The organism is Streptomyces prunicolor NBRC 13075 (assembly GCF_000367365.1).
Lineage (GTDB): Bacteria > Actinomycetota > Actinomycetes > Streptomycetales > Streptomycetaceae > Streptomyces > Streptomyces prunicolor.
In genome coordinates, this window is sequence record NZ_BARF01000052.1 from 41212 (window position 1) to 57958 (window position 16747).

The following is a 16747-nucleotide window of genomic DNA, read 5'->3' on the forward strand; positions in this document are numbered from 1 at the left end:
TTCCTATGGGAAAGGTGTGGAAAGCGTCGTCCGATCGTCGCCTTCGATGCGTGACCTGCGATGGTCACCGGTGGCTCCGGGGACCCGGATGTGCCCGGAATCGTTTTACGGATCGCACCGTCACCAGAGGAGCACTGATCTGGTCCGCCGGATCGACGGACCCCTCGGGGCACGGTCTCTGACCGCCGGCACCGGCTGCTTCGTCGCCCAGGAGCTTGCCCACGTCTCCGCCGGCCGGCTCGCCCTCGCGCGTGAAGCCGAGGCGGGGGACAAGAAGGCCGCCCGCGCGCTGAAGGCGCTGGAGCGGCTGTCCCTCATGCCGGCCGACGCCCAACTCGGTATCACGATCTGCACGTTGGGCCTCGGCTCGGTGTCCAAGCCCGCGATCTCGCACGAACTCGACCCACTGCTGCACAAGCTGGGCCTGCCGAGCGGGCTGAGCTACGGCGTCTCCTTCGCCGTCGCCATGGTCGTCGTGAGGTTGAGCAATGCGCCGGTACGGCTGTGCCGGGTCACCCCGCGCGACGAGCTGGCCGAGGTCCACAACCGCGAGCAACTCACCCATCTCGTCGAGGAGTCGAAGCGCCCCGGCCTGATCAGCGAGACCGACTCGGAGCTGCTCACCGTCGATTCCGCGCACGCCCGTGACGCGCTCATCGCCCGTACCCGCGGGCGTACGGTCACCGCCCGAGACCTTGCCCGTCCGATACCGGAGCTGACCGAGCAGGACACGATCAGCCACGCCATCGAGCAACTCCGCCGGCGCAGGGCCTCCCTCGCGGTGGTCCGTGACGAGATCGGCAACCTCACCGGCATGGTCACTCTCGACGACCTGCTCGCGCGTTCCTGCATCCCCAGGCGGCATAACGGCGGTGCTCCTGTCCGGCGTCTCAACTCCGGGCGTCGGACAGGACGTTGGGAACCGGCCCGGACGGCCAACGCCCGCAGCCGCTCACTACACTCCCCCCGGTGAACAACATACGGTGCACCCAATGCGGTGCGGTGGGGCTGGAGCCGGGCTTCGTCGAGGACTCCGGACAAGGCGCTCGCGGGTTCGCGCGGTGGATCGCGGGCCCCCTTCAGCGAGGCCCGCTCGGCAATGCCAAGAGGATGGGCCGACCGCGCTGGCAGATCGACGCCTATCGTTGCCCCACCTGCGCGCACCTGGAGCTGTTCGCCGCCCAGCCGGACTAGCGGCGCGGAATGCGAGTGAGCCCAACAGCCAATCGCCGGGCCGGCACATCCCGACCTCGGTCGTGCACCGCGCCGTCAGGGGCGCCGGGAGTCGTCCTCCTTGAGCGCCCTGGCCTCGCTCTTGAAGATACGGGTCGCCTTGCCCGCCGAACGCGTCAGCTCCGGAAGCTTCTTGATCCCGAGGACGACCACGACGACGAGAAGGATCACGGCCAGTTCGCTCAAGCCGAACATCAGGTCTGCTTTCTCCCGGGGAACCAGGCCGCTACGGCGTACCGGCCACACCCTGCAATCCACAGTGCTGTAGAAGTCTCTCCCGAAGCGTGATCGCTCAACCACCCCGCCTTCCAGCCCAGTTGGTGGGACGTGAGCCCGCGCTAGGGAGCGGAGACAGCAGGATGCAAGACCAGCACGACAACGGAACCGAGGCGACACCCCGATCCGCCCGCCAGGAACTGGCGGGCCGCTGCCGCACCGTCACCGAGGCCCGCTGGTTCGCCCTCACCGTCTTCGCCGTCATCCTCGCCAACGCCGCCCTGCTCGGCGTCGAGACTTATCCGGGGCTGGCCGCCGACTGGCACCACTGGTTACGCTTGGCCGAGCACACCTGCCTGGCCGCCTTCACGGTCGAGATCCTGCTGCGCCTGGTCGCCCACGCAGACCGCCCCCGGGACTTCGTCAAGGACCCCTGGAACCTCTTCGACCTGGCCGTCGTCCTGTGCGCCTTCCTGCCCGTCGTACGCGAGAACACCACCGTGCTAAGGCTGTTGCGTCTGGCCCGCGTCCTGCGCACTGCCCGCTTCCTGCCCCAACTCCGGGTCGTCCTGGTCGCCGTGGCCCGCAGCCTGCCCGGCACGCTGAGCTTCCTGCTCGTCGGCGGGCTGGTGCTGTACGTCTACGCCATGGTCGGATGGGTCTTCTTCGGCCACCAGGACCCCCACCACTACGGCTTCATCGGCCGCGCGGTCCTCACCCTGTTCCTGCTGATGACCCTGGACGGCATCGGCGACGCCGTCCACGCCGGCCTGGAGATCTCCCGCTGGAGCCTCGTCTACTACGCCTCGTACGTGCTCCTCGCCTCCTTCGTCCTGGTCAATGTCCTGATCGGCGTGGTCCTCACGTCCCTGGACGATGCCCGTGAGACGGAGCGGGACGAGCCGCAGCAGCAGACTTTGCCGGCGTCGGAGGACGAGGGCCGCCGACTGCTGCTGGCACGCATTGCCACGGCCCGCCGGGCACTGGACGACCTCGAACAGGACCTCGTTCAGTCGGCAGTGCGGACTGCGGATGTGGGAGAGGTCACCGGCGGAAACGGCGACAGTTGCTATATTGCGCAATCATCCAGCCCGAGGGGTGCGCCCTGACGTACGGGTTGGCTCTCTGCCGTCTCATTGTCGCGCCGGCGGTTGGTGTCGGCGACAGTGTAGGGAGTGGTGGATGAGCGACCCGTGGGGCGAGACATCCGGCCGTGCGGCCACGCGAGATCGCTCCACCGTGCCCCACCAACCCAGAGCGGACGGAGCGTCGGCCCACCGGCCGCCGGGCGGAAGGGCTGCCGCCCGCCAAGCCGCACGACCCAGGGGGCGCCAATCGGGCCGACGGGCGAAACCCGTAGCCCGGCGCAAACGGCTGACCCGCATAGCCCTGATCACCGTGTCGGCGCTGATCCTGGTCACCGCCGGGGCCGGAGCTTGGCTGTGGCAGCACCTCAACGGCAACATCAAGAGTGTCGCGATCGACGACGGGGCCGGTGGCAAGGAGAAGGCCGACGCCTTCGGCCGCACCCCTCTCAACATCCTGGTGATCGGTTCGGACGGGCGGAACAACGCCGCCGACTGCAAACTGGGCGGCGGCTGCGGCTCCGCGAGTTCGACGGTCGGGCACAACGCGGACGTGGAGATGGTGATGCACGTCTCCGCCGACCGCTCCAACGCCACCGTGATGAGCGTCCCGCGCGACACCATGACCCAGGTCCCCGCCTGCAAGGACCCGGACAGCAGCCAGTCCACGTCCGGCTACTACGGTCAGATCAACAGCGCCCTGCAGTACGGCCCGGCCTGCCAGGTCAAGACCGTCCACGAGCTAACCGGCATCACCGTCGACCACTTCGTGATGCTCGACTTCTCCGGCGTGGTGAAGATGTCCGACGCCGTGGGCGGGGTGTCGGTGTGCGTCAGCGACAACGTCTACGACACCTACTCGCACCTCAAGCTCGCCAAGGGCACCCACACCCTCAAGGGCGAGGCGGCACTGGAGTTCGTGCGCTCCCGGCACGGCTTCGGTGACGGGAGTGACCTGGGCCGTACCGTCTCCCAGCACCTCTTCCTCAGCGCCATGATCCGCAAATTCAAGAGCGCGGGCACCCTGGCCAACCCCGCCAAGGTCTACTCGCTCGCCGACGCCGCCACCAAGGCCCTGACCGTCGACACCGGCCTGGGCAGCGTCAGCAAGCTCGTTGACCTGGCGACCGACCTGAACAAGGTCCCGTCCAAGCGGATGACCTTCACCACCATGCAGACCGGGGCCGACCCGACAAACGCCAACCGCGTCGTACCGGCGGCAGGTGCCAAGTCCCTGTTCGCGACCATTGCCAACGACCAGTCCCTGACTGCCGAGAGCAGCAAGCAGAAAGCTTCCGCCTCGCCGTCCGCGACCGAGTCCGTGGCAGCCACGGTGCCGGCCGCCGAGGTCGCCGTACGGGTGGAGAACGGCACCACCATCAGCGGACGCGCCTCTGTGATCGCCAACGCGCTCATCGCCAAGGGCTTCAGCCCCGGCACCAGCACGGGTAACGCGCCCGAGCAGTCGGCGACCACCAAGCTCACCTACGGCCCCGGCGAGAAGGCCGAGGCGCAGACGGTGGCCTCCGCCCTCGGGCTGTCCGCCTCGCATTTCACCCAGAGCAGCGAGAGCGGACTGACCCTCGTCATCGGCAGCGACTGGCCCAGCGGCACGACGTACTCCAGCAGCGCCGCCGCCCCCGCCGACACCCACGCGGCTGTCTCCAACGCCAACGCCTCGACCGCCGACGAGTCCAAGACCTGCGCCAAGGTCAGCCCCTACAAGACCGTGTCACTGAACGGCGTGGCGATGACTCCGACCCAGGCTTACGCGGCGGCGAGCAGCAAGAAGGACTCGGCATCGTGACCCATGAGGGCCACCGTGGCTTCGTCCTGGGGGCGGTTACGCTGCGGCCATGGTGCGGGCGGTGGCGAAGAGTGATCTGACCGGGCGGGCACGGCTGCGTGAGGCTGCGCTGGAGCTGTTCGCCGAGCACGGGTTCGAGGCGACCTCGACCCGGGCGGTGGCGGCTGCGGCGGGGCTCTCGCCGGCGCTGGTGACCCGGCACTTCGGTTCCAAGCAGGGGCTGCGGGAGGCCGTGGACGAATACGTCCTGGACCACATCGGGGAGCAACTCCGCACCCTGGACCCGGAGAAGGGCGTGATGACCTCGCTCGGTGAGGTCTCCGCCAAGGTCTTCGGCGCCGATCCGGTCCTGCGCGGCTACCTGCGGCACGTTCTGCTGGAGGACAGCGAGGCGAGCGTGGCCCTCTTCGGGCGGCTGCTGAGCGGTGCCCATGCCGAGGTGGAGCGACTGTCCGGGTCCTAGAGGAGATCAGCGCGCTGCATGTCCATCCGGACCTATGCCCATGGAACAGAGTTCGCCAGCTAACCGGGGTCGGCTTGGGGGCTCCGCTCTCGCAGTTCTCGTTGTCTTGGCCGTCATCTCCTCATTCGTTGGACGACAGCTCGTCGGTTGCCCAGGGGGCTTGTCAGGCGGCGCGGCGACGGATCCACCAGAAGCAGAAAAGACCCGTGTTCTTGCCGGTCGGGGGGCGGATGACGGTCGGCTGTGACCCGTTTGCCTGATTCGGCGAGTCCTGACCGCGACTACTGCGGTGCGGGTTGCTCAGAGTTCCTTGGTGGGCCAGTCCAGCAGTCGGGCGCCGATGACGGCGGTTTGGAGCATGTAGCGGTGGGCCGGGTCGGCGGGGTTGGCGCTGGTGAGTTTGTGGATGCGTTCCAGGCGGTAGGTGAGGGCGCGCACGCTGAGTGAGAGTTGGCGGGCGGCTTCGGCGGCGACGCAGCCGTAGTCGAAGTACGCGCTGAGGGTGTCCAGGAGGGGCTGGACGCCGCCGCGGGCAGCGGTGAGCGGGCCGAGGGTGTCGAGGACGAGGTCGGCCATGGCCTGGCGGTCGCGGGTGAGAACGGGGTAGACGAGCAGGTCGGCGGCGCGCAGGACCGGGTCGTCGAGGTCCAGGCGCTCGGCCAGTTCGAGGGTGTTGAGAGCCTCCTTGTACGACTGGACGACCCCGCCCGTGCCGGGCTGGGCGCGGCCGATCGCGACGTGTCCGCCGTCGGTGGCGGCATACGCCTGCCTGGCGAAATGGGTGAGGACCTCGTCCTGGTCACCGGGTGCGATGCACAGCATCCGGCCGTCTTTGGTGGTGAGCAGGATGTTGCGGTCGCCGAAGCGGGCGATGAGGGAGCGCTCGACCTGTCGTGGCACCGGGGCGCTCTCGTCGTACGCCGTCGGCCCCTGCGCCACGGCGACGGCGTGTGCGTGGGAGAGGCGCAGGCCGAAGCGTTCGGCACGCTCGGCGAGGTGGCCCAGGTCGCTGCGGCCGTGGAGGAGGTCGTCGATGAACTCCCGCCGGGCGGCTTCTTCCTGTCGTACGGCGAGGCGCTGGGCGCGTTCGTAGCCCTCGGCGAAGGCATCGACGACTTGCTGCACCGCAGCCAGGGCACTGTCCGCCGAGCCGGGGGTCTCGGGCCAGGTGGCACGGGTCGCGGCGAGATGGCCGTTGACGAGAGAGCGGAGTCCGTGGCCGGCCTCGGCGGCCTGTTCGCCCAGGGCGCGGCGGGTCTCCAACTCGGCCCGGGTGAGGCGGCGGCCGGTGGCGGAGACGTCCGCCAGGAGTTGGGCATAGCCGTCCAGATACTGCTCAGGTATCTCCTGCCCCTTCACGGCACCTCTCGTTTTCTTGACGCGCCAGCGACGGTTTCTTAGCGGCGACCGGCATCCAGACCCTAGTGAAAACTGCCGGGAACGGGCAATGCGCGGGGACGCGCCTGACGTGCACGATGGCTCAAGGGGAGCACGATGGATGATCCCGTTGCCGGGTATCAGCAGGTGCCCGGCAACGGGACAGCGGGCGCGGCGATCGGCCCGCCCGCGCCGTGGCCGCCCTTTGCCAACTGGTCGACCGCGTCGCCACTGACGTCGAATGGGCGATCACCCGAGCTACCGTCCCGTCATTTGCTCGTCAACCCTCAGTGCCGCTGCATAGTTCGTGACGGACCGTCCTTGAGGAAGGCGTGGATCTGTTCGGCGATCAGTGGCCAGTCCCGGCCGAACCAGATGAGGTGGCTGTCGGCGAGGCTTTCGAGCAGTTCGGCGTGCGGGAGGGTGGCGGCGAGCGCCTGGGCGTGCGCGAACCGTACCGCCGCGTCCTGGCGGGTGGCGATCACCAGAGCGGGCTGGGAGACCTGGCCCGCATGACCGGCCAAGTCTCCGGTGGTCCCAACCTCCTTGAGGTCGCGCGTGAACCCGCGCCCCGACCGCATCCGCGAGAACAGTGCGACCAGCCTCGCCCGGTCCTCCGGCCGAAGACCCGAGACCACATCCCGTACGGGCAGGAGCGTGAGGTCGCGCAGCAGCATCCGCAGGCCGGCGTTGGGCGCGTACCGCACGAGGGAGTGCACGAGTGCCCAGGAGACGCGTTCCGTGTGCGGTGCGAACACGATCTGGGCGCCGAGGCGGGTGCGGCGGTCGGGCCAGGGCAGCGGTCCGACGGCGCTCTGCAGGATCAGCCTCCACACCAAGGCCGGGTGGCGTGCCGCCATCGCCACCGCGGTGGGTCCGCCCCCCGATACGCCGACCACGGCAGAGACATCGGTGATGCCCAGGTGTGCGCAGAGTGCGGCGGTGACACCGGCGAACCCGCCGGCCGATCCTCCGGTCGAGACCGGCGTGCGGCCGTACCCCGGGCGGGACGGCACGAGCACCGACCATCCGGCTTCGGCGAACACCTCCTCGCCCAGTGAGAGCCCTGCGCGCATGTGCCCGCCGTAGAAAACCACGACGGTGACGGGGCCACGTCGGTCGAAGCGGTACTCGACCGGCCCGGCGGCCAACTCGACCAGCTCAGTGGGGTGTTCGCCGAGTCCGTGTTCGTGGGCGCTGGTCACGACGGCTCCTCGCCCCGACCAGGGGCGTATGCGGCCGAGCCCGAGCGAGCCCCGCGGGATCCGAGGCGGGCGCCGTCGTCGAAGGAGCCGTTTCCTGCCCGGGACCGAGTCACTGTCGCATCGTGCCACGGTCCGCGGCGGGTGCCCCCGACCGGTCTCCTCTCCGCGTCGTAGGCCGCAGGGCAGGCCGGTTGTATCGTGCGAAGTGCCGTCCCGGCAGCGCATCTGCATCATCCGCATGACGGTGGCAGCCGGGACTTGGAGAGCGAGACGGGAGCCGGGCGTGCGTGCGCGTGACTTGGCGGTGGAGTACGAGACGGTCGGCCTCGACAGCGACGCGATGGACGCCGCGCGGCTGATGGCCGAACACCGGCTGCCGGCACTGCTGGTGGTGGACGAGCGGGGGACGCCAAAGGCGATTCTGCCCGCCTCGCAGATGATCAAGATCCTGGTGCCGGTGTACGTGATCGAGGACCCGACGCTCGCCGCGGTGGTCGACGAACGTCACGCCGACCGGCTGTGCCAGGCACTGAAGGGCCGCAAGGTGCGCGACTGCCTGTCGAAGACCGTGCCCGCGCCGCCGGTCGCCGCCCCGGACGACACCGTGCTGGAGGTGGCGGCGCAGATGGCGCAGGTGCGCAGCCCCCTGGTGGCGGTCGTGGAGAAGAACACGGCCGGTGGCCGGCTGCTCGGTGTGATCACGGCCTCGCACCTGCTGGAACGGCTGCTGGCCGCCACACCCTGACCGGCGGTGTCAGGTGTTGTCCGGGTCGTCGCCGTCGCCCTCGTAGATGTCGAGGGCGAGGGGCAGGCCCAGCTGGATGAGGGTGGCGCGTGCCTGGGCACCGGCGTGGGTGACGATCATCCGGGTGCCGTGCGGCCGTGCCGCGAGGAGGGCCATGAAGAAGGCCGCACCGCCGTCGGAACTGAGGTAGGTCACCCGGTCGAGGTCGACCTCCAGGACACGGGGCGGCGCCCGGAGGGCTTCCCGCAGGCTCGCGCCGATGGCCCGGGCGTTCTTGGAGGTGATTTCCCCGGAGAGCCGGACGACGACGTGGTCGGCGTCCGAAGCCCTGCTGCCGGCGCTGCGGCGGAACGGATGCCGTATGCGGCTGCCCATTCCCGGCAGTCGGCGGTGCTCGTGGGGCCTACGGGCGGGAGAGGACTCTGGCATCCGGGGCTCCAGGGCAGGGGACAGCTTATTGCCGACCAGACTTCCCGGCGCACCTGATCGTCACCCTAGACAGAGATTGCCCCGGCCGCCGTCCGAGAGGCTCCTGGCTGGACTGATCGAGTTCCCCGGCCGAGAAGAGACGGTGATGCTCGGTTGCCGGAACCCGGCAGAATTCCCGCCCCGACTGTGCACACCAATAAACTGTTAAAGACGCGTCAAGAACCTGTAAGGTTCCCTGTGGTGTGCCGGGAAGCCTGGTCGGCGAGTAGGGGATCACTCTCTCTTCCGATCGGGGGCGTAAGCCATGGTGCTCGTGGTGGTGTTCGGGGCCGCACTGCTGGTGGCGGTGCTGTTGTCGGGCCTGGCGGCGCGGACGGTGCTCTCCACCTCCCTCCTCTTCCTCGTCGGCGGAGCGCTCGTCAGTGACGGGTTTCTCGGCCTGATCCACATCACTCCGGACAGCGAGATCGTGTCCGTGACGGCCGATCTGGCGCTGTTCGCGGTGCTGTTCACCGACGGCATGCACGTTTCCCTGCCCACGCTGCGCGCCCACTGGAAGAACCCGGCGCGCGCCCTGGGCCTGGGTATGCCGCTCGCGTTCGTCTTCATGGCCCTGGTCACCCGCTATCTGGTGGGCTTGGACTGGACGACGTCGTTCCTGGTGGGCGCGGTGCTGGCTCCCACGGACCCGGTGTTCGCCTCGGCGATCGTGGGACGGAGGGAAGTCCCGGCCAAGCTGCGGCAGTTGCTGAACGTGGAGAGCGGTATCAACGACGGGCTCGCTCTGCCGGTCGTGCTGGTCCTGATCGCCGCCGCGGGCCCGACCGCGGGCAGTGCGGAATCCTCCGGCTCCACGATCGTTCTTGAGCTGTTCCTCGGCCTTGCGTTCGGTATCGTCCTGCCGCTGATCGTCAACGGCCTCGTCCGCTTCCGGCTGCTGGGCGCCGAGCCCAAGCTGCAGCCCCTGCTGCCGCTGGCGAGCGGCATCATCCTGTACGCGGCCTGCCACCTCACCCACGCCAACCCCTACCTGGCGGCGTTCTCGGCAGGAGCCGTGCTGGCGCACACCTCCCCGGAGGCGAAGGCGTCCTTCGAGCCGCTCGGCGAGGCACTGGCGGAACTCGCCAAGTTCGCCGCGTTGTTGGTCTTCGGCGCGCTGCTGACCCCGAAGCTGTTCGGTGATCTGTCCCTGGGCGGCTACGCGGCCGTGGTCCTGGCGATCGTCCTGATCCGCCCGGTGTCGCTGCTGATCTCGCTGCTCGGCACCCGTATCTCCCGCAAGGAGAGGCTGGTGGCGGCCTGGTTCGGGCCGAAAGGCTTCGCGTCGGTGGTCTACGGCCTGCTGGTGCTGCAGTCCGGCATCCCGCAGGCCCAGAAGGCGTTCACCCTCATTTCGGTCTGCATCGCCTTCTCGATCATCGCCCACAGTTCCACGGACGTACCGATCGCCCGCGCCTTCGACGTGGACGACCTCGCGGGCATCCCGGCCCGCGATGACCCCCGTCCGGACGGTGTGGTCACCCGGGGCACCGCCCCGCAGCCCATCCCGAAACCCCTGGCAGACCCCCTCGGAGGATCGTGAACGACTGGCACAGCTGGGCCGCGATCGTCGTCTTCGTCGGCGCCTACGCCCTGATCATCAGCGAGAAGATCCACCGCGTCGCCGTTGCCCTGGGCGGCGCGGGCCTCATGCTCGCGATCGGGGCGACCGACGACGTCTCGGCGTTCTACTCCGAGGACTCCGGCATCGACTGGAACGTCATCTTCCTGCTCATGGGCATGATGATGATCGTCGGCGTGCTGAAGAAGACCGGCATGTTCGAGTACCTGGCTATCTGGTCCGTGAAGAAGGCGAAGGCCGAACCCTTCCGGGTGATGGCCATGCTGATCGTCATCACGGCGGTTGCCTCGGCACTGCTGGACAACGTGACCACGGTCCTACTGATCGCCCCGGTGACGTTGCTGGTCTGCGAACGCCTCGGCCTGTCCGCGGCCCCGTTCCTGATCGCGGAGGTGTTCGCCTCGAACATCGGCGGCACGGCGACCCTGGTCGGCGACCCGCCCAACATCATCATCGCCAGCCGGGCCGGGATCACCTTCAACGACTTCCTGGTCCACCTCGCCCCGCTGTCCGCGGTTCTGGTCGTCGTACTCCTGCTGCTGTGCCGGGTGATGTTCCGCAAGACGTTCGTGTACGACGAGGACCGCGCCGCCGAGATCATGGCCCTGGAGGAACGCGAGGCCATCAAGGACCCGCGCCTGCTGGTCCAGGGGCTGGTGGTCCTGGCCCTGGTGGTGGCCGGTTTCGTCCTGCACCCGGTACTGCACTACGAGCCGAGCATCGTCGCGCTGCTCGGCGCCGGACTGCTCATCGCTGTCTCCACGGCCGAGACGAGCGAGGTCCTGTCCGAGGTCGAGTGGCCCACGCTCGCCTTCTTCGCCGGCCTGTTCATCATGATCGGCGGCCTGATCGACACCGGCGTCATCGACGAGGTCTCCAAAGCACTCGCCGACGCCATCGGCACCAACGAACTCGGCGGCTCCCTCACGCTGCTGGGCGCCTCCGCAGTCCTCTCCGGCGTCGTCGACAACATCCCGTACGTCGCCACCATGGCGCCCATCACCGGCGACCTGGTCCACAACATGGGCGGCGCCGGCGACCACGTCATGTGGTGGGCCCTCGCCCTCGGCGCCGACCTCGGCGGCAACGCCACCGCCATCGGCGCCTCCGCGAACGTCGTCGTCCTCGGCATCGCCGAACGCAACCAACAGCCCATCACCTTCTGGCAGTTCACCAAGTACGGCCTCGTCGTGACCGCCGTCACCGTGGCCATCTCGCTCGCCTACGTGTGGCTGCGCTACTTCGCCCTGGCCTGAACAGGACCACCGCACCGACATCGGACAGAGATGACAAAGACAGAGGACAGGAAGACACACATGGGTACTCCACGCGTGAGCAGTACGCCGTTGCCGGGGATCGGTGTCCGGTACGACCTGACGACGCGTGAGCGGCGCCGTGTGTCGGTGGTCGCGCACAGGGACGGCGAGCGCACGCTGAACGCCTACCGCACGGACGATCCGGACGCCTGCGCCCTGTCGGTACGGCTGACCGCGGGGGAGACGACGGCGCTCATCGACGCCCTGCTGCCCTCGCACCACAGCCCGAACCTGCTGTCCACGACCGAACTCGGGCTGGTCGCGGAGCGCGTCGCGCTGTCGGCGCTCTCGTACTGGAACGGCCGGGTGCTGGGCGAGACCCGGATGCGCACGGAGACCGGCGTCTCGATCGTGGCCGTACTGCGCCGGGCCGAGGCCGTGCCGTCTCCCACGCCGGACTTCCGGCTGGCCGGCGGGGACACCCTGATCGTGATCGGCACGCGCGAGGGCGTCGAGTCGGCCGCGGCGATACTCGGGCGGGAGTGACCCCGATGCATTCATCCGCACGGTTCCTGATCGAGTTCGGCGCGATCATCCTGGCCCTGGGACTGCTGGGCCGGTTCGCCGCGCGCTTCCAGTTCTCCCCGATACCGCTCTACCTGCTGGCCGGACTGGCCTTCGGCGAGGGCGGGCTGCTCCCGTTGGGCACGAGCGAGGAGTTCGTCGCCATCGGCGCCGAGATCGGTGTCGTCCTGCTGCTGTTGATGCTCGGCCTGGAGTACTCGGCCAGCGATCTCGTCTCCAACCTCAAGACCCAGTACACCGCCGGTCTCGTCGACGCCACCCTCAACGCGCTGCCCGGTGCCGCCATGGCGCTGCTGCTCGGCTGGGGACCCGTCGCCGCGGTGGTACTGGCCGGGGTCACCTGGATCTCCTCCTCGGGTGTCATCGCCAAGGTCCTCGGCGACCTGGGCCGCCTCGGCAACCGCGAGACCCCCGTCATCCTCAGCGTCCTGGTCCTGGAAGACCTCTCCATGGCCGTCTATCTGCCGATCATCACCGCCCTGCTGGCCGGCACGGGCCTCGCGGCGGGCAGTCTCACCCTGGCCGTCGCGCTCGGCGCCGCGGCACTCGTCCTGCTGGTCGCGGTCCGCTACGGCCGCCACATCTCCCGCTTCGTCTCCAGCGACGACCCCGAGAAGCTGCTGCTGGTCGTCCTGGGCCTGACCCTGCTGGTGGCCGGTCTCGCCCAGCAGCTCCAGGTGTCCGCCGCCGTGGGCGCGTTCCTGGTCGGCATCGCCCTGTCCGGCGAGGCCGCGGAGGGTGCGCACAGCCTGCTCTCCCCGCTGCGGGACCTGTTCGCCGCCGTGTTCTTCGTCTTCTTCGGCCTGCACACCGACCCGGCGAGCATCCCGCCGGTCCTGCTGCCCGCGCTGGCCCTGGCGGTGGTCACCGCCGGCACGAAGATCGCCACGGGGTACTGGGCGGCCCGGCGCGCGGGGATCTCGGTGAAGGGCCGCTGGCGAGCGGGCGGCACGCTGGTCGCCCGGGGTGAGTTCTCGATCGTCATCGCCGGCCTCGCCGTCACCTCCGGCATCGAACCCTCCCTCGGCCCCCTGGCCACGGCGTACGTGCTGATCCTGGTCATCGTCGGCCCCCTCACCGCCCGCTACACCGAGCCCCTGGCCACCCTCCTGACCGGGCGACGCCGCAAGCCCGCACCCGCGGCCGACCCGGCAGGCGGACTGGAGAGCGTGGCCGAGGAACCGCAGGAGGTGGGTTAGGACGTAAGGCGGCCGGCGCCCTGGCCCGGTACGAGTGCGGTCCGGATCTCACTGGCGTCCGCGCGAGAGGCTGTGGCGGAGCCGCGTCTCGGACCGGGCCGGGGACTCGCCCCGGCCGCCCCGTGCGAAGGAGCCCGCGTGCGGTCCACCTTCATGGACGTAGAAGGCCGTAAGGCGGAGACCGTCGAGGTCGAGCCGTCCGTTCCGATCGCGCACTGGCCTGACGGAGACGCCGGAGAAGAAGGGCACCGTATGAGCAGGCTGCTGGAAGCGGTGTGTGCGCTGACCGTGGGTGTCCTCGTTGCGCTCCTTGTATGGGGTGCTGACCCTGGCGCCGTGCGGGTGGCGTGGCGGGACGGCCAGCTGAGCGGTGTGACGGTCGTGTTCGTGGCGGCGTGTGCGCTGTGGCTGGTGCTGTGGCGCAGGCGTACCGGGCGCGGCTGGCTGGCCTGGCCGCTTGTGGTGCTGCTGTGCGGTGCGGCTGTTGCGCTAGTGGTGGCAGCCATGGCCGGTTGACCGGCGCAGGCAGCGTGAGGCTTCCCGTTCCTGTGGACGGGGAGCCCCGCTGGCGTTTTCGGGCTCGGGCTACAGATAAGGATCTTGGTAGGAGGGGCAAGGTGTCCCTGCGCCACGGCTGTTGCTTCGCCGACTCGGTCCGATTCCGGGGCGCTGCGATGACAAGGCCGCCCGGAACCGGCCCCTGTCGCGAGGCCAGAAGCTGTCCAACACGGTACTGGCGGCCGTCGGGGCACCCGTGGAGCACGGCTTCGCCCATCTCAAGAACTGGCGCGTCCTCGGCAAGGTACGCACCGCACCGACCCCGCCTGGGCGGCTGCCCTGTTCCGGGCCCTGCTGGTCCTCACGAACCGCGAAGTCGCCCGATGACCGACGATCTTCACCAAAGTCACCTGCCGGCGACCAGCGCGAGCATCCCGATGCCCACGTACACCAACTCTGTGACCAGCGACTTCAGCCTGCACGGCTCCCATTGTCGCCCCCACCCTCTGTGATGCCGCTTCCTGGTCCTTCATTGGCCACTGCGCCTCGTCTCCTTTTGGAGGCGGCTCACTCGCTCACCGAGGGCCGGTCGCGGGTTCCGCAGAAGGTGATGTCCACGCCCTGCGCGGCTGCAGGGCGGGCCGCCGACGGCCGGTGTGCCACCCAACCCCTGACAAATGCCGGTCACTCCTGGGCGCCGGGTGCTTGTCGGCCGTCGGCTCGGCCCCCGACGCAATTCTTGCACAGTGCAAGATATGTTCGCCGGCCCTTCGGGAAAGGTCTCGGCCCTGCCGCGTTGCCGCCACTCTCCCTGGGGGTGCCCGGGTCTTACGAGACTCTGACGTGGCGGGCGCATGCTGCCGCCCCGGCCGTGTCATGCGCGACTCTGGTGTTCGGCGCCCGAGAGGGTGCCGCCGCGGTATGGGAAGCGGCTGCCGTGAACCAGCGCCCCGGGCCGATCCCGGGGCGCTTGGCCGCGTCCGGTCTGCCGGCCCGGCGGTGAGCGCACTGTGGGTCATGGCAGTCGGGGATCGGTGTCGGCGTCCAGGCGCACGAAGGGGATGCTCCCGCCGACCTCTCGGAAGCCGGCCTCGCTGCCGTCGCTGGGCAACGCCATGAACGTGCACAGGCGTTGTGCGGTCCGGGGGTGCCGTTGCGCGTAGCCCGCCATGATCTCGGCGCCGTCGTCCGGCGTGAGGAAGTGTGCCGTGACGGCGCGGTGGCGGTTGCCGACCTGGATGACGGTCTTCGGCTCCGCGTGCAGGTTGCGGTACCAGTCCGCCCGCGGGCCGAAGCCGGAGGCGACGATCCAGCTGCCGTGGGCCGCGTCGTGCTCCACCACTTCGAGGACCGTGCGACGGCCGAGTTCGCTGATGCGGCCGGTGTGGTGCAGCAGGAGCAGCCGTTTGCCCAAGGCCCGCCCAAGCCCGCCGCGGAAGAGGACGATCGGCAGCCGGGCGCCGAAACGCCGCCGCCCGGCGGGAAGTTGGGGCCGGTGCGGGGTGCTCAGTCTGTGGGACATCTTCGCCTGCCGGAGGGGCGGACACGGCGGCTTGCGGCTTCTGCCGGGTAAAGGACCGGGGCGAGGGCTGTTTGGCCCCGGAAACCTTTGCATAGTCTAAAGGCGGGGAGGTGTGTCTGTGTCAGAAACGAAGAGGCAGCTTTTACGCGCTGCCGCACCGCTGGAGGATGTCATGGGCGTCGACAGGACGGCGCCCGATTCCGCGACGCTGTCCTGGATGCCGGTGGCGGCTATGGCCGTGGTGGCCGCTGCGGACGTCGTTGCCGGTCCGGGGGTGGGATTTCTGCCCCTGGTCTCGCTGGGGCCGGCGTTCTCCGGGCTGGTCGGCGGGTGGCGGCGTACGGCCCTGACCGGTTCGGTGGCCCTGGTGCTGTGCGTGGGGCTCGGGCTGTACGACGGGCTGTTCGAGGAGCGCCGGGGCTTCACCGCGATGGTGTCGGTGGCGGGCGTGACCGGCGCCGGCATCGTGGCGGCCGTGATGCGCTCCCGCAGAGAGGCGGAGCTGGCCAGCGTGCGGTCGATCGCGGAGGTGGCCCAGCGGGTGCTGCTGCGGCCGGTGCCGAGGACCGCGGGCCCGCTGCAGGCGGCGGTGTCGTACACCTCGGCGGTCGCGGAGGCGCGCATCGGCGGTGACCTGTACGAGGTGGTCGCCTCCCCGCACGGGATCCGCGTGATCGTGGGGGACGTACAGGGCAAGGGGCTGGCCGCGGTGGAGACGGCCGCCGTGGTGCTCGGTGCCTTCAGGGAGGCGGCGCACGACGAAGCCGACCTGGTCGGGCTCGGGGAACGCCTGGAGCGCAGTGTGGCCCGGGAATTGGAGGGCGAGAAGTTCGTCACCGCGGTCCTCGCCGAGATCGGCTCGGACGGTGTGGTCGTATTCCTCAACTACGGTCATCCGGCTCCCATGGTCGTACGCCAGGACGGCGCCGTCGACTTCCCGCAGCCGCCCGTGTACGCCCTGCCGCTGGGTCTGGGTGCGCATGGGATCGAGGGCCCGAAGCCCTATCGGGTGGACTTCGCGCCCGGCGAGCAGCTGCTGTTGTATACCGACGGGGTCACCGAGGCCCGGGGCGCGGGCGGCTCCTTCTACCCCCTCGGTGAGAGGGCGGGCCTGCTCAAGGAACCCGACGCGCAGCGGGCCCTGCAAGCCGTGCGCGAGGACCTGGTGCGGCACGCCGCCGGGCCGCTGCACGACGACGCCGCGATGCTCCTGCTGCGCTACCACGGTCATGGGGAAGGAAAATCTGTTCCCATCACGTGAGTGAGCGGCGACTTCGGCACGGTAGAAAGGACACATGCCGGAGCGAGAGACCCCAGCGGGGGCCATGGACGATGTCGACGAGGTCACCCGGGCGGTGCTGACCGCGTCCCGGCTGCTGGTGGCGGTCTCCGCGCGCTCGCTCGCCGCTGTCGAGGAGGGGGTGACCCTGCCGCAGTTCCGGATGCTGGTCGTGTTGTCCACCCGGGGTGCCACCAAACTGGTCGCGCTCGCCGAGCTGCTCCAAG

At 69.6% G+C, this 16747-nt stretch carries 17 protein-coding genes and 2 pseudogenes; 14 read left to right on the forward strand and 5 right to left on the reverse strand.

Annotated elements, in window-relative coordinates; genetic code table 11:
* Positions 1-46 precede the first annotated feature (46 nt).
* A complete protein-coding gene (locus tag SPR02S_RS56215; protein ID WP_245607607.1) occupies positions 47-973 on the forward strand; it encodes a CNNM domain-containing protein in 927 nt (308 codons plus the stop codon).
* 29 nt (positions 974-1002) lie between these two features.
* Entirely contained in the window at positions 1003-1194 is a 192-nt protein-coding gene (locus SPR02S_RS24290) for a hypothetical protein (protein WP_019059607.1), read from the forward strand.
* A 75-nt stretch (positions 1195-1269) separates the two neighbouring features.
* Here the strand turns inward: SPR02S_RS24290 and SPR02S_RS56220 are convergent, their stop codons facing one another.
* Positions 1270-1428 carry a twin-arginine translocase TatA/TatE family subunit gene (locus SPR02S_RS56220; protein ID WP_019059608.1) on the reverse strand — a complete coding sequence of 53 codons (159 nt, stop codon included), beginning with the start codon at positions 1426-1428 and terminating at the stop codon, positions 1270-1272.
* Positions 1429-1592: 164 nt separating this feature from the next.
* Here SPR02S_RS56220 and SPR02S_RS24300 point away from each other — a divergent pair, with 164 nt between their 5' ends.
* The 3 genes from SPR02S_RS24300 to SPR02S_RS56225 all read left to right on the forward strand — a co-directional run bounded on the left by SPR02S_RS24300 (position 1593) and on the right by SPR02S_RS56225 (position 4804).
* On the forward strand, positions 1593-2558 hold the full coding sequence (locus SPR02S_RS24300) for an ion transporter (protein ID WP_019059609.1): 966 nt from the start codon (positions 1593-1595) through the stop codon (positions 2556-2558).
* 73 nt (positions 2559-2631) lie between these two features.
* On the forward strand, positions 2632-4341 hold the full coding sequence (locus tag SPR02S_RS24305; protein WP_245607608.1) for an LCP family protein: 1710 nt from the start codon (positions 2632-2634) through the stop codon (positions 4339-4341).
* Positions 4342-4390: 49 nt separating this feature from the next.
* Positions 4391-4804: a TetR/AcrR family transcriptional regulator gene (locus SPR02S_RS56225; protein ID WP_019059611.1), complete on the forward strand. Its 414-nt coding sequence runs from the start codon at positions 4391-4393 to the stop codon at positions 4802-4804.
* Positions 4805-5104: 300 nt separating this feature from the next.
* On the opposite strand, the gene SPR02S_RS24315 is transcribed toward SPR02S_RS56225, so the two are convergent.
* Both SPR02S_RS24315 and SPR02S_RS24320 read right to left on the reverse strand, forming a co-directional pair.
* Positions 5105-6163, reverse strand: coding sequence for a PucR family transcriptional regulator (locus SPR02S_RS24315; RefSeq protein WP_019059612.1), 1059 nt, complete (start codon positions 6161-6163; stop codon positions 5105-5107).
* A 305-nt stretch (positions 6164-6468) separates the two neighbouring features.
* Positions 6469-7386: an alpha/beta hydrolase gene (locus tag SPR02S_RS24320; RefSeq protein ID WP_019059613.1), complete on the reverse strand. Its 918-nt coding sequence runs from the start codon at positions 7384-7386 to the stop codon at positions 6469-6471.
* A gap of 283 nt (positions 7387-7669) precedes the next feature.
* Here SPR02S_RS24320 and SPR02S_RS24325 point away from each other — a divergent pair, with 283 nt between their 5' ends.
* A complete protein-coding gene (locus SPR02S_RS24325; protein ID WP_019059614.1) occupies positions 7670-8131 on the forward strand; it encodes a CBS domain-containing protein in 462 nt (153 codons plus the stop codon).
* Positions 8132-8140: 9 nt separating this feature from the next.
* Here SPR02S_RS24325 and SPR02S_RS24330 read toward each other — a convergent pair whose 3' ends face one another.
* The gene (locus tag SPR02S_RS24330) at positions 8141-8560 is read right to left on the reverse strand and encodes an STAS domain-containing protein (protein ID WP_245607609.1); all 420 of its coding nucleotides are present in this window, start codon (positions 8558-8560) and stop codon (positions 8141-8143) included.
* Between the two features lie 304 nt (positions 8561-8864).
* On the opposite strand from SPR02S_RS24330, the gene SPR02S_RS24335 reads away from it, so the two are divergent.
* From SPR02S_RS24335 to SPR02S_RS65980, 6 genes and pseudogenes are all read left to right on the forward strand, one after another.
* The gene (locus SPR02S_RS24335) at positions 8865-10142 is read left to right on the forward strand and encodes a cation:proton antiporter (protein ID WP_019059616.1); all 1278 of its coding nucleotides are present in this window, start codon (positions 8865-8867) and stop codon (positions 10140-10142) included.
* Positions 10139-11437, forward strand: a complete 1299-nt coding sequence (locus tag SPR02S_RS24340) for an ArsB/NhaD family transporter (protein ID WP_019059617.1) — start codon at positions 10139-10141, stop codon at positions 11435-11437. The genes SPR02S_RS24335 and SPR02S_RS24340 overlap by 4 nt, the downstream gene beginning before the upstream one ends.
* A 60-nt stretch (positions 11438-11497) precedes the next feature.
* Positions 11498-11983, forward strand: coding sequence for a cation:proton antiporter regulatory subunit (locus SPR02S_RS24345; protein ID WP_019059618.1), 486 nt, complete (start codon positions 11498-11500; stop codon positions 11981-11983).
* Positions 11984-11988: 5 nt separating this feature from the next.
* Positions 11989-13221 carry a cation:proton antiporter gene (locus SPR02S_RS24350; protein WP_019059619.1) on the forward strand — a complete coding sequence of 411 codons (1233 nt, stop codon included), beginning with the start codon at positions 11989-11991 and terminating at the stop codon, positions 13219-13221.
* A gap of 138 nt (positions 13222-13359) precedes the next feature.
* Positions 13360-13737: a hypothetical protein gene (locus SPR02S_RS24355; protein WP_019059620.1), complete on the forward strand. Its 378-nt coding sequence runs from the start codon at positions 13360-13362 to the stop codon at positions 13735-13737.
* Positions 13738-13900: 163 nt separating this feature from the next.
* A pseudogene (locus tag SPR02S_RS65980) lies at positions 13901-14106 on the forward strand (transposase family protein); the annotation flags it as partial.
* 628 nt (positions 14107-14734) lie between these two features.
* Here the strand turns inward: SPR02S_RS65980 and SPR02S_RS24360 are convergent.
* Positions 14735-15241, reverse strand: coding sequence for a nitroreductase family deazaflavin-dependent oxidoreductase (locus SPR02S_RS24360; protein WP_019059621.1), 507 nt, complete (start codon positions 15239-15241; stop codon positions 14735-14737).
* A 172-nt stretch (positions 15242-15413) separates the two neighbouring features.
* Here SPR02S_RS24360 and SPR02S_RS24365 point away from each other — a divergent pair, with 172 nt between their 5' ends.
* Together SPR02S_RS24365 and SPR02S_RS24370 are read left to right on the forward strand one after the other, a co-directional pair.
* The gene (locus tag SPR02S_RS24365) at positions 15414-16502 is read left to right on the forward strand and encodes a PP2C family protein-serine/threonine phosphatase (RefSeq protein ID WP_019059622.1); all 1089 of its coding nucleotides are present in this window, start codon (positions 15414-15416) and stop codon (positions 16500-16502) included.
* Positions 16503-16536: 34 nt separating this feature from the next.
* Positions 16537-16747 (forward strand): annotated as a pseudogene (locus tag SPR02S_RS24370) (MarR family transcriptional regulator); the annotation flags it as partial.